We start from the raw sequence: 12,262 nt of genomic DNA, 5'->3' as shown, positions 1-12,262 counted from the left end.
ACTGTGGGCGAGCACCCCGCCCTCACCCCCAATTTCGGCGGGGTGCACCCATGCCGCCGGCTCCCGCAGCCCCGCTCACACGGAAAGCGCGGCGGCGCCGGGGGATTCCCGATCTCTCGGCGCCGCCCCACCCGGGTCAGTGCTCGACCGGGCAGCCGCCCTGCGTCTTGTAGTCCACCCGGAACTCCTTGATGCCGTTGAGCCAGCCGGAGCGCAGCCGCTTCGGATCGGCGACCTTGGTGATGTCGGGCATGTAGTCGGCGATCGCGTTGAACACGAGGTCGATCTCCATCCGCGCCAGGTTCGCGCCGAGGCAGTAGTGCGCACCGGTACCGCCGAAGGCGAGGTGCGGGTTGGGATCTCGCAGGACATCGAAGGTGCGGGGGTTCTCGAACACCTCTTCGTCGTTGTTCGCCGACGCGTACAGCATCACGACGCGGTCGCCCTTGCGGATCGTCCGGCCGCCGAGCTCGGTGTCCTCGAGCGCGGTGCGCTGGAACGACGTGACCGGCGTGGCCCAGCGGATGATCTCGTCGGCCGCGGTCTTCGGCCGGTCCCGCTTGAAGATCTCCCACTGCTCCGGGTTGTCGAGGAACGCCGCCATCCCGTGCGTGATCGCGTTGCGGGTGGTCTCGTTGCCGGCGACGGCGAGCACGATGAAGAAGAAGCCGAATTCCTCGGGCGAGAGCTCGTCACCGTCGATGTCGGCCTCGATCAGGGTGGTGACGATGTCGTCGGCCGGGCACTCCTTGCGGGCGGCGGCCATCTGGTACGCGTAGCCGAGGACCTCCATCGACGCGGCCGCCGGGTCGGCGGTGTTGTCCGGGTCGTCGTAGCCGGTCATCTGATTCGACCACTCGAAGATCTTGTCGCGGTCCTCCTGCGGGACGCCGATGAGTTCGGCGATGGCCTGCAGCGGCAGCTCCGCGGCGACCTGAGTGACGAAGTCGCCCCCGCCGGCCCGGCAGGCCTCCTCGACGATCTTCTTCGCGCGGGCGTTCAGCTCGTCGCGAAGGCCGTTGATCGCGCGCGGGGTGAAACCGCGGGCGACGAGCTTGCGCAGCTTGGTGTGCTCGGGCGCGTCCTTGTTGAGCAGGACGTGGCGCTGCAGTTCGATGGCCTCGCGCGGGATGTCGTCGTTGAACCGCGGGATCGCGGTGTTCTCCCAGTTGGAGAACACGTCGCTCCGGCGGGAGACCTCACGGACCTCCTCGTGCCGGGACACGACCCAGAATCCCTCGTCGTGGAATCCGCCGACGTCCGGGGATTTCTTGTTCCACCAGACGGGGGCCGTCCTACGCAGCTCGGCGAACTCCTCGAACGGCATCCGCTCGGCGTAGAGATCCGGATCGGTGAAGTCGATGTCTTCGGGGATGTTGGGCTGCGCCACTGAATTCTCTCCTGCCCTGACGAGTGCACCGTGTCGTGATGTGGAACACGTTCTAAAAGCATTCAAGCACAGGGCGGCCCGCAGGCCAAGGAATCGCCAAGTCCCGATCATTCGGACCCCGCCTTGTCTGCCCCGGAAACCTGTTCTACTTTGCGAGGACAAGGACCAGAAAGGAGCCCACCGTGGGCACACCAGTCATCGTCGAGGCGGCACGCACCCCGATCGGCAAGCGCGGCGGCTGGCTCGCCGGCCTGCATGCGGCCGAGCTTCTCGGGGCCGCACAGAGCGGACTGATCGAGCGCGCGGGCCTCGATCCCGCCCTCGTCGAGCAGGTGATCGGCGGGTGTGTCACCCAGGCCGGCGCGCAGTCCAACAACATCACCCGCACCGCGTGGCTGCACGCCGGCCTGCCGTGGCAGGTCGGCGCCACCACGGTCGACTGCCAGTGCGGGTCGGCCCAGCAGGCCAACCACCTGATCGCCGGACTCATCGCCACCGGCGCCATCGACGTCGGCATCGCCTGCGGCATCGAGGCGATGTCGCAGGTGCCGCTCGGCGCGAACGTCGGCGAACTCGCCGGCCCGCGGCGGCCCGAGTCGTGGAACATCGACCTGCCCAACCAGTTCGAGGCGGCCGAGCGCATCGCCCGCCGTCGCGGCATCACCCGCGAGGACGTCGACGCGCTCGGCGTCCGGTCGCAGGCGCTGGCCAAGCAGGCGTGGGACGAGGGCCGCTTCGACCGCGAGGTGCTGCCCGTCGTCGCGCCCGTCGTCGACAAGGAGGGCACCCTCACCGGCGAGAAGCAGACCGTCGCCCGCGACCAGGGCCTGCGCGAGACGACCACGGAATCGCTCGCGAAGCTGAAGCCGGTCCTCGACGGCGGCATCCACACCGCCGGCACCTCGTCGCAGATCTCCGACGGCGCTGCTGCGGTGCTGCTCATGGACTCCGACCGCGCCGCGGCGCTCGGCCTGAAGCCGCGGGCCCGGATCGTCTCGCAGGCCCTCGTCGGCGCCGAGCCCGAGTTCCATCTCGACGGCCCGGTGCAGGCGACGAGCCGCGTCCTCGAGAAGTCCGGGATGACGATCCGCGACCTGGACCTGTTCGAGGTCAACGAGGCGTTCGCGTCGGTGCTGCTGTCGTGGGCGCGGGTGCACGAGCCCGACATGGACAAGGTCAACGTGAACGGCGGCGCGATCGCGCTCGGCCACCCCGTCGGCTCGACCGGCTCGCGGCTGATCACCACCGCGCTGCACGAGCTCGAGCGGCGCGACGGCGCCACCGCGCTGATCACCATGTGCGCGGGCGGCGCGCTGGCCACCGGCACGATCATCGAGCGGATCTGACATGAACGGGCCCGCCGCGCCGAAGGGTCTCGACTCGAAGTGGACCGTGCCGATCATCAAGTGGATGTCGCGCGCCAACGTGGCGGCCTATCAGGCCACCGGCGGCCGGATCGGGGGAAAGTGGCGGGTGGGCAGCGCCTTTCCGTGGGGCATCCCCGTCTGCCTGCTGACCACCACGGGCCGGAAGACGGGACGGCCGCGGACCGTTCCGCTGCTGTTCCTCGAGGACGACGAGCGGGTGGTGCTCGTCGCGTCCCAGGGCGGCCTGCCCGAGCACCCGCTGTGGTTCCGCAACATCCAGGCCGATCCGCGGGTGACCGTGCAGGTGAAGTCCCGGGTGCGGCAGATGACGGCACGGGCGGCGACGCCCGAGGAGCGGTCGCACTACTGGCCGCGGCTGGTGGCAATGTACGCGGATTTCGACAATTATCAGTCCTGGACGGATCGGGTCATCCCGGTGGTGGTGTGCGAGTGACCCTCGCGGGAGCCGGCACGACCGGGCACGAACCAGTGGGGTGCCCGGTCGAGCTGCTCTCGAGAAGGGATGTCACCCGATGACAACCGCGAACCACGATCAGGTACTCGACAAGCGGGAGATCGCGGCGGCACTGCTGCGCGCGCTCGAACGCCGGCACGAGGTCCTCGATGCCATCGTCGAGAGCAACGACAGGGCCGAGGCCGTCGCGACCGTCGCGCGGCTGCTCGACACGGACGAGTTCTGCGCCGAAGCGGTGCTCAACCTTCCGTTCCGGCGGCTGACCAAGGCGGAGCGCAAGAAGATCCGGGAGGAGCTCGACGACCTCGACGCGGTGCTCAAGTGGACGCCCGCCGAGCGTCCCTACGCCACCGGCGCCCATTTCCGGCTGCGTCAGTTCAGCGACAGCGAGCCGGACCGCGAGCTGTTCCGCGTCCGGTGCGAGGAGCAGCTCGGCGACGCGGGTGCAGCGCGGGTGGAACAGGAGCGCGCCGCCGGCCTGTCGCGCATCGACGACGAGTCCGCGGTGTGGCTGGTCGCCGAGGACCTGTCCGGCACCGAACCCAAGCCGGTCGGCTTCGCGTTCGGCGAGCTGCAGGGCCATGAGGTCGACGTCGCGATCTGGGTTCACCCCGAGCTGCGCAAGCAGGGCTACGGCACCGCGACCCTCAAGCACGCCCGCACCGAGCTGGCCGCGTACTTCCCCGGCACCACCATCATCGTCCGCTCGCCCGCATAGTCGCCCCACCCGTGCGCGCTTTCGGTAGCGGCCGCTACCGAAAGCGCGCACGGCTGATCAGGCCCCGTAGACGGGGGTGGGGGGCTCGCTGCGCGCGATCAGCTTCTCCACCACCGGGCCGAGTTCCTTCGGATCCCAGCGCTCGCCCTTGTCGATCGCCTCACCGTGCCGCCAGCCGTCGGCGACGGAAACCCTGCCGCCCTCCACCTCGAAGACCCGGCCCGTGACGTCCTTCGACTCGGCGCTGCCGAGCCACACCACCAGCGGTGAGACGTTTTCCGGGGCCATCGCGTCGAAGCCCTGTTCCGGGGCGGCCATCGACTCGGCCATCGCGCCCCCCGCGCCCACGGTCATGCGGGTCCGGGCGGCCGGCGCGATCGCGTTGACGGTGACGCCGTACCGGGCGAACTCGGCGGCCGCCTGGATCGTGAGGGCCGCGATCCCGGCCTTCGCCGCGGCATAGTTGCCCTGGCCGATGCTGCCCATCAGGCCGGCGCCCGAGCTGGTGTTGACGATCCGCGCGTCGACCGGGTTGCCGGCCTTTGCCTCCCCGCGCCAGTACGCGATCGCGTGCCGCATCGGGGCGAAGTGACCCTTGAGGTGCACCCGGATCACGGCGTCCCACTCCTCCTCGCTCATGTTGGCGAGCATGCGGTCCCGCAGGAATCCCGCATTGTTGACCAGGACGTCGAGCCGTCCGAAGGTGTCCAGGGCCGTCTTCACCAGGTTCTCCGCGCCGGTCCAGTCGGCCACGTCGTCGCCGTTGACGACGGCCTCGCCGCCCGCCGCCCGGATCTCCGCGACGACCTGCTCGGCGGGGCTCTCCCCCGTCGCGGAACCGTCCGCTCCGGCCCCGATGTCGTTGACCACGACCTTCGCGCCCTCGGCCGCGAAGGCCAGCGCGTGGGCCCGCCCGATGCCGCGCCCCGCGCCGGTGACGATCACGACGCGCCCGTTGACCAGTCCACTCACTTGTCTTCTCCTCGAATAGATGTCGTTGTCGGGGAATCCGGGCGACATACTCGCCCCGCCTCCACGATTCCGCTCCCTGGGGTCTGCGCCCCGCATGTGCTAACTTACCAAGCAATCGCTTGGTTCGGTACAGACGTTAGGAACCTGCCATGGGCATCACCTCGACCACCGACGGCGCGGGCATCACCACGGTCACCGTCGACTACCCGCCTGTGAACGCCATCCCCTCCCAGGGGTGGTTCGAACTGGCCGATGCGGTCCTGGCCGCAGGCAAGGATCCGGCCACGCACGTGGTGATCCTGCGTGCGGAGGGCCGCGGCTTCAACGCCGGCGTCGACATCAAGGAGATGCAGGCCACCGACGGGCACGGCGCGCTCATCGCCGCCAACCGCGGCTGCGCCGCCGCCTTCGCCGCCGTCTACGACTGCGCCGTCCCCGTCGTGGTCGCCGTGAACGGCTTCTGCGTCGGCGGCGGCATCGGCCTCGTCGGCAACGCCGACGTCATCGTCGCCTCCGACGACGCCGTCTTCGGCCTGCCCGAGGTGGACCGCGGCGCACTCGGTGCCGCCACCCACCTTGCCCGGCTCGTGCCGCAGCACATGATGCGCACCCTCTACTACACGGCGCAGAACGTCACCGCCCAGCAGCTCGAGCACTTCGGTTCCGTCTACAAGGTGGTCCCGCGCGCCGACCTCGACGCCACTGCCCGCGAGATCGCCGAGAAGATCGCGGCGAAGGACACCCGCGTCATCCGGTGCGCCAAGGAAGCCATCAACGGCATCGACCCGGTGGACGTGAAGGAGAGCTACCGCTTCGAGCAGGGCTTCACCTTCGAACTCAACCTCGCCGGCATCGCGGACGAGCACCGCGACGAGTTCGTCGCCACCGGCAAGCCGCGCGCCAACCACTGATCAGGAGACATGAAACACCATGCGTGACAAGAGGATGTCGCTCGACGACGTGGTCGGCGAGCTGCGCAGCGGCATGACGATCGGCATCGGGGGCTGGGGGTCGCGGCGCAAGCCGATGGCGCTCGTCCGCGCGATCCTGCGCTCGGACGTGAAGGACCTGACCGTCGTGACCTACGGCGGCCCGGACCTGGGGCTGCTGTGCTCGGCCGGGAAGGTGAAGAAGGCGTACTACGGGTTCGTCTCCCTCGACTCGGCCCCCTTCTACGACCCGTGGTTCGCCAAGGCGCGCACGAACGGGGAGATCGTCGCGCGGGAGATGGACGAGGGCATGGTCAAGTGCGGCCTCGAGGCGGCCGCCGCCCGGTTGCCGTTCCTGCCGATCCGGGCGGGACTCGGTTCCGCCGTCCCGGACTTCTGGGAGGGTGAATTGCGGACCGTCACCTCCCCGTACCCCGACGCGTCCGGCACGCCCGAGACGCTGATCGCGATGCCGGCGCTGAATCTCGATGCCGCCCTGGTGCATCTGAACATCGGCGACGCGCACGGCAACGCCGCCTACACCGGCGTCGACCCCTACTTCGACGACCTGTACTGCCTGGCGGCGGAGAAGCGGTACGTCTCGGTCGAGCGCATCGTCGAGACCGAGGAACTCGTCAAGTCCCTTCCGCTGCAGTCGATCATCCTCAATCGCATGATGGTCGACGGGGTCGTGGAGGCACCGGACGGCGCCCACTTCACCCTCGCCGGCGACAGCTACGGCCGCGACGAGAAATTCCAGCGCCACTACGCCGAGGCCGCGAAGGACCCGCAGACCTGGCAGGCGTTCGTCGACCGGTTCCTCTCCGGCAGCGAGGACGACTACCGAGCCGCCGTCAAGACTTTCACCGAGGAGCAGGCATGACCGACACGACCACCCCGGCGACGACGGGCACGGTGACCCGGGCCGAGTACTGCGCCATCGCATGCGCCGAGATCTTCGCCGGGGCAGGCGAAATCATGGCCAGCCCGATGGCGACGCTGCCGCTGATCGGCGCCCGCCTCGCCCGGCTGACCACCGAACCGGACCTGCTCATCACCGACGGGGAGGCGCTGATCCTCGCGGACACTCCCGCACTCGGCGCGAAGGGCCCGATCGAGGGCTGGATGCCGTTCCGCAAGGTGTTCGACGTCGTCGCCTCCGGCCGCCGCCACGTGGTGATGGGCGCCAACCAGATCGACCGGCACGGCAACCAGAATCTCTCCGCGTTCGGCCCGCTGCAGCACCCCACCCGGCAGATGTTCGGCGTGCGGGGCGCCCCCGGCAACACCATCAACCACCCGACGAGCTACTGGGTCGGCAAGCACAACACGCGCGCGTTCTGCGACAAGGTCGACATCGTCTCGGGCGTCGGCTACGACAGGGTGGACCCGGCCAACCCGGCCTTCAAGTACCTGCACCTGCACCGGGTGGTCACCAATCTCGGGTCGTTCGACTTCGGCGGTCCCGGCCACACGATGCGGGCACTGGCCCTGCACCCGGGGGTCACGGCGGAGCAGGTCGCGGAGAACACCTCCTTCGAGGTGGCCGGCCTCGACGAGGCGGGCGTGACCCGCGAGCCCACCGCCGAGGAGCTGCGCCTGATCCGCGAGGTCCTCGATCCGCGCGGCCTGCGGGATCGGGAGGTGGCGGTATGAGCCCGCGCCTGACGACGGCACTGACCGACCTCGTCGGCATCGAGCACCCGATCGTCCAGACGGGGATGGGCTGGGTGTCCGGCCCGCGCCTGACCGCGGCGACCTCCAACGCGGGCGGTCTCGGCATCCTGGCCTCGGCGACGATGACGTACGAGGAACTCGAGGCCGCCGTCGCGAAGACGAAGGCGGCGACGGACAAGCCCTTCGGCGTGAACATCCGGGCCGACGCGTCGGACGCCGCCCAGCGCATCGACCTGCTCATCCGTGAGAACGTCAAGGTCGCGTCCTTCGCCCTCGCGCCCAGGAAGGAACTGATCGCCAAGCTCAAGGACCACGGCATCGTGGTGATCCCGTCCATCGGCGCCGCGAAGCACGCGGTGAAGGTCGCCTCGTGGGGGGCCGACGCGGTGATCGTGCAAGGCGGCGAGGGCGGTGGGCACACCGGGCCGGTGGCCACGACGCTGCTGCTGCCGAGCGTGCTCGACGCGGTCGACATCCCGGTCGTCGCGGCCGGCGGATTCTTCGACGGGCGCGGGCTCGCCGCGGCGCTCGCCTACGGGGCGGCCGGCGTCGCCATGGGCACCCGGTTCCTGCTCACCAGCGACAGCGCCGTGCCCGACTCGGTGAAGCAGGAGTACCTGAGGCGGGGCCTGCAGGACACCACGGTCTCCCTCAAGGTCGACGGCATGCCGCACCGTGTGCTCAACACCGACCTCGTCGACAGCCTCGAGCGCGGCAGCTACGCGAAAGGCCTGGTCGCCGCCGCGAGGAACGCGGCGAAGTTCAAGGCCATGACCGGGATGAAGTGGTCGACGCTCGTCAAGGACGGCATCGCGATGAAGCGGGCGAGCGACCGCACGTGGCAGCAGATCATCATGGCGGCCAACACCCCCATGCTGCTCAAGGCCGGGCTCGTGGAGGGCAACACCGACGCCGGTGTGCTGGCCTCCGGGCAGGTCGTCGGCATGCTCGACGACCTGCCGAGCTGCCGGGAGCTGATCGACCGGATCGTCGCCGAGGCCGTGGAGCGGATCGACGCCGTGGCCGCGCTGCGCGGTCAGGCCCAGGCCCCGCGTTCCGCCGCGGCGCGCACGTAGGTCTCGAAGGACACGGGCGGCCGGCCCGCCACCTCGGCGACAACGTCGTTCGGGGTCGCGTCGCCGGTCGCCCGCAGGGCCTCGAAGGCCTCGATCTCGGCGAGCACCTGCGCCCGGTCCAGGCCGAGGCCGGTCATCGTCTCGAGGTAGGCGTCCGGCTCACCGCGGTAACGGACCTCGCGCCCCGATGCGCAGGCGATCACGGCCGCGGCCTCGCCGAACGACAGCGCGTCCGGCCCGCTCAGCTCGTAGGTCCGGCCGGCGTGGCCGTCCCCGGTGAGCGCGGCGACGGCGACGGCGGCGATGTCCCCGGCGTCGTTGAACGCCTGACGCATGTCACCCAGGGGCAGGACGATCTCGCCCGCGAGCACGGCAGCGCGCAGGAAACCCTCGTCGAAGTTCTGGTCGAACCAGTCGGGGCGCACCACGGTCCACTCCGCGCCGGACGACGTGACGGCACGCTCGGCGGCCAGCAGCCGCTCATCGCCCATCACGTCGACCGCCTTGCTCGACAGCAGGACGAACCGCGAAACCCCCTCGGCGACAGCCATATCGACGAATCCGTCCGCGACCGGCACGCCGTCGGGCGCCATGACGAACACCGCTCCGGCACCGGACACCGCGGGTTTCCAGGTGTGCGGATCGAACCAGTCGAACGGCACGTCGCCCGAGCGGGAGCCGGCACGGACCGCGTGCCCGCGTTCGCGCAACTGCCGGGTGACCCGTCGCCCGACGGTGCCCGTGGAACCGAGAACCAACACCGGTCGTTCGTCCATGCCGGCATCCTGACATCCGGCACCGACACGGTCACCGGGGCAGCCGACCGGTTCGCACGTCCATCGCGCCCGGCGGACGACATCACGTCCGCCGGGCGGTAGACCGTCAGGCCGCCGACGTGGGGGCGACGACGCTCTTGACGAAATCGGCGACGGCGGCGCGCAACTCGCGGCTGCGGGGAACCGCGCCGGACATCCAGTACACGCCGTGCACCAGCCCGTCGAATCGGACGGTACGGACGTCCACGCCCTCGGCGCGCAGCCGAGCGCCGTACTGTTCGGCCTCGTCGCGGGTGACCTCGTTCTCCGTCGTGAGGATGAGGGCCGGCGGGAGTCCGTCCACGCGGTCCGCCCGGGTGGGGACGGCATACGGGTTGTCGGCGTCCTCCGGTGCGGACAGGTACTGCTCCCAGAACCAGTCCAGGGCCGCGGCGGTGATGAGGTAGCCGTCGGCGTAGTCGATTCGGGACGGCAGCTGAGCGTTCGGGTCGATCACCGGGTAGATCAGCACCTGTCCGCGAAGGGCCGGCCCTCCCTGGTCTCGCGAGCGCAGCGCGGTGACGGCCGCCAGATTCCCCCCGGCGCTGTCGCCCATCACCACTATGTTGCCCGGGTCCCCGCCGTGCTCGGCGATGTGCGCGGCGACCCAGTTCAGCGCGGCCCAGGCGTCGTCGGCGGCCGCCGGAAACCGATGTTCGGGCGCCCGGCGGTAGGCGGCGGTCACGACGACCGTTCCCGTCTCGTTCGCGAGTGCCCGGGCGGGTTCGTCGACCACCTCGAGATCACCGGCGACGAACCCACCGCCGTGGAAGTAGAGCACCACCGGGCGCGGACCGGTCCCTTCGGGAAGGTGGATCCGGAGCGGAAGCTCGGTGGTGTCGCTGACATAGTGGAGGTCTTCGATCCGGGCGACCGGTTCGGACGGGGCCTGCAAGCCGGTGAACGTCGACACGACCGCGCGGGCTTCGTCGACGGACATGTTCTCGAACGATTTCAGTCCTTGCGCCTGCAGTCCCGCGAGCAGTTGCTCGACGTGGTGGTCGAGTGCCATGGCATTTCCTTCCGGGGAATGGACGGTGGGGTCAGGAGACGGCGGTCGCGACCACCGCGCGCGAACTCGTCGTGTCGAAGCCGGTGTAGCCGCCGGCGACGACCTCGGCGCAGGTCTGCCGGTAGGTCGGGGCACCGCCGAGGTAGACCATGCAGGCCCTCGGCTTGCCGGGGATGTTGGCGCCCATGTACCAGGAGTTCGTCTGCGGCAGGAGGGTTTGCCCGGCGATCTCGTTGGTCAGGTGCAGCCAGTCGGTCTCGGCCTGCGCGGTCGGCTCGATCACGTCGAGGTCGTGTGCGCGCAGATAGTCGATCGCGTCGGTGGCGAAGTCGACGTGGTCCTCGATGGCCAGCGGCATGTTGTAGAGCACCGACGGCGACTGCGGCCCGGTGATGGTGAACAGGTTCGGGAACCCGTGGATCATGATGCCGAGGTATGTCCGCGGCCCGTGGGCCCATTTCTCGGCCAGCGTCTGTCCGCCGCGGCCGCGGATGTCCATCGCCAGCAGCGGCCCGGTCATGGCGTCGAAGCCGGTGGCCAGCACGACGGTGTCCACCTCGTACGTGCGCTCCCCCACCCGGACCCCGGTGGCGGTGATCTCGTCGATCGGAGTGTCCTTCACATCGACGATGTGCACGCTCTCGCGGTTGTAGGCCTCGTAGTAGTTCGTCTCGAGCGGGGGACGCTTGGTGCCGTAGGCGTAGCCCTCGGGTGCGAGCTTGTCGGCCTTGGCCGGGTCCTGCACCCGCTCGCGGATGCGTTCGCGGATGTACTCCGCGATGGTGTCGTTGGCCTTCTTGTCGAACAGGATGTCCTGGAAGCTGTCGATGAACAACCGGAACCCGCCGGCGTTCCAGCGCTCGTCGAACACCCGGCGGCGCTCCTGCGCGTCGACGGCCAAAGCCGAGGGCTGGACCTGGTCGAACGGGACGCCGAGGAAGTGGTTGCGGGCTGCGTCGCGCAGACTCCGGTAGTTCTGCTTGGCCTCGGTCTCCACCTCCGGGTCGAGCGGCCCGTTGCCCAGCGGGGTGGCGAAGTTGGGGGTGCGCTGGAAGACGATCAGCTCCGCCGCCTCCTCGGCGATCAGGGGGATCGCCTGGATGCCGCTGGCACCGGCGCCGATGACCGCGACACGCTTGCCTGCGAAGTCCACGCCCTCGTGCGGCCAGTTGCCGGTGAGCAGGACCTCGCCGCGGAAGTTCTCGATGCCGCCGAACTCGGGAGTCTTGGGGACCGAGAGGTTGCCGGCGCCGGAGATGAAGTACCGGCTGCGCACGCTGCGGCCGTCATCGGTGTGCACCGTCCACATCGAGTTCTCGTCGTCCCAGTGCACCCCGATCACCCGGGTGTCGAAGGTGATCCCCCTGCGCAGGTCGAAGCGGTCGGCGACGTGCTCGAGGTACCGCAGGATCTCCGGCTGGCCGGCGAACTTCTCGCTCCACCGCCACTCCTGCTGCAGCTCTTCGTCGAAGGAGTACGAGTAGTGGATGCTCTCGATGTCGCAGCGAGCGCCCGGGTAGCGGTTCCAGTACCAGGTGCCGCCCACGTCGGCGCCGGCCTCGAACACCCGCACCGCCAGGTTCATCGTGTCGCGCAGCTTGTGCAGGGCGTACAGGCCGGCGAAGCCTGCTCCCACGACGACGACGTCGACGTCGGGAGCGGAGAAATCGGTTTCGGTCATGGTGCGGGCTCCTCACGATCAAAGGGGTTCGGCCCCGTCCGGGGCGCTTCGATGCCTGACCACGACAATGACCCGCGTCACCTCACCCCCACGCGGGGGAAATCACCCCTTTCGATACCTGTGTTGGGCGTCACACCGCATTCGGGTATG

12 protein-coding genes are annotated in these 12,262 nt (G+C 69.8%); 7 read left to right on the top strand and 5 right to left on the bottom strand.

Annotated features, from left to right (window positions below):
* Positions 1-136: 136 nt before the first annotated feature.
* Complete coding sequence (locus HFP48_RS04220; protein ID WP_029541008.1) at positions 137-1,390, bottom strand: cytochrome P450; 1,254 nt, start codon at positions 1,388-1,390, stop codon at positions 137-139.
* Positions 1,391-1,572: 182 nt separating this feature from the next.
* Here HFP48_RS04220 and HFP48_RS04215 point away from each other — a divergent pair, with 182 nt between their 5' ends.
* The 3 genes from HFP48_RS04215 (at position 1,573) to HFP48_RS04205 (ending at position 3,950) form a co-directional block, all read left to right on the top strand.
* Positions 1,573-2,736, top strand: coding sequence for a steroid 3-ketoacyl-CoA thiolase (locus HFP48_RS04215; RefSeq protein WP_050034578.1), 1,164 nt, complete (start codon positions 1,573-1,575; stop codon positions 2,734-2,736).
* A gap of 1 nt (position 2,737) precedes the next feature.
* Positions 2,738-3,211 carry a nitroreductase family deazaflavin-dependent oxidoreductase gene (locus HFP48_RS04210; RefSeq protein WP_006937809.1) on the top strand — a complete coding sequence of 158 codons (474 nt, stop codon included), beginning with the start codon at positions 2,738-2,740 and terminating at the stop codon, positions 3,209-3,211.
* A gap of 79 nt (positions 3,212-3,290) precedes the next feature.
* Positions 3,291-3,950 carry a GNAT family N-acetyltransferase gene (locus tag HFP48_RS04205; protein WP_029541002.1) on the top strand — a complete coding sequence of 220 codons (660 nt, stop codon included), beginning with the start codon at positions 3,291-3,293 and terminating at the stop codon, positions 3,948-3,950.
* 57 nt (positions 3,951-4,007) lie between these two features.
* On the opposite strand, the gene HFP48_RS04200 is transcribed toward HFP48_RS04205, so the two are convergent.
* Positions 4,008-4,922 carry an SDR family oxidoreductase gene (locus HFP48_RS04200; RefSeq protein ID WP_168579065.1) on the bottom strand — a complete coding sequence of 305 codons (915 nt, stop codon included), beginning with the start codon at positions 4,920-4,922 and terminating at the stop codon, positions 4,008-4,010.
* A gap of 149 nt (positions 4,923-5,071) precedes the next feature.
* Between HFP48_RS04200 and echA20 the strand changes: the two genes are divergently transcribed.
* The 4 genes from echA20 to HFP48_RS04180 are packed head-to-tail and all read left to right on the top strand — an operon-like array spanning position 5,072 to position 8,604.
* Entirely contained in the window at positions 5,072-5,833 is a 762-nt protein-coding gene (gene echA20 / locus HFP48_RS04195; RefSeq protein WP_050034575.1) for a (7aS)-7a-methyl-1,5-dioxo-2,3,5,6,7,7a-hexahydro-1H-indene-carboxyl-CoA hydrolase, read from the top strand.
* Between the two features lie 19 nt (positions 5,834-5,852).
* Positions 5,853-6,734: a cholesterol ring-cleaving hydrolase subunit IpdA gene (ipdA, locus tag HFP48_RS04190; RefSeq protein WP_210432802.1), complete on the top strand. Its 882-nt coding sequence runs from the start codon at positions 5,853-5,855 to the stop codon at positions 6,732-6,734.
* A complete protein-coding gene (ipdB, locus tag HFP48_RS04185) occupies positions 6,731-7,507 on the top strand; it encodes a cholesterol ring-cleaving hydrolase subunit IpdB (RefSeq protein ID WP_006937804.1) in 777 nt (258 codons plus the stop codon). The genes ipdA and ipdB overlap by 4 nt, the downstream gene beginning before the upstream one ends.
* A complete protein-coding gene (locus HFP48_RS04180; protein WP_006937803.1) occupies positions 7,504-8,604 on the top strand; it encodes a nitronate monooxygenase in 1,101 nt (366 codons plus the stop codon). Before ipdB ends, HFP48_RS04180 begins: the two co-directional genes overlap by 4 nt.
* Here HFP48_RS04180 and HFP48_RS04175 read toward each other — a convergent pair.
* From HFP48_RS04175 to HFP48_RS04165, 3 genes are all read right to left on the bottom strand, one after another.
* On the bottom strand, positions 8,565-9,380 hold the full coding sequence (locus tag HFP48_RS04175; RefSeq protein ID WP_168579064.1) for an NAD(P)H-binding protein: 816 nt from the start codon (positions 9,378-9,380) through the stop codon (positions 8,565-8,567). The two genes, HFP48_RS04180 and HFP48_RS04175, sit on opposite strands and share 40 nt — an antisense overlap.
* Positions 9,381-9,486: 106 nt before the next feature.
* The gene (locus HFP48_RS04170) at positions 9,487-10,431 is read right to left on the bottom strand and encodes an alpha/beta hydrolase (protein WP_029540987.1); all 945 of its coding nucleotides are present in this window, start codon (positions 10,429-10,431) and stop codon (positions 9,487-9,489) included.
* A 31-nt stretch (positions 10,432-10,462) separates the two neighbouring features.
* Positions 10,463-12,112: an NAD(P)/FAD-dependent oxidoreductase gene (locus HFP48_RS04165; protein WP_006937797.1), complete on the bottom strand. Its 1,650-nt coding sequence runs from the start codon at positions 12,110-12,112 to the stop codon at positions 10,463-10,465.
* Positions 12,113-12,262 lie beyond the last annotated feature (150 nt).

Source organism: Rhodococcus sp. DMU1 (assembly GCF_012272955.1).
In the GTDB taxonomy this organism is placed as follows: Bacteria; Actinomycetota; Actinomycetes; order Mycobacteriales; family Mycobacteriaceae; genus Rhodococcus; species Rhodococcus aetherivorans.
The sequence above is the reverse complement of the archived record's forward strand: the minus strand, read 5'-3'. Positions and strand labels throughout refer to the sequence as shown.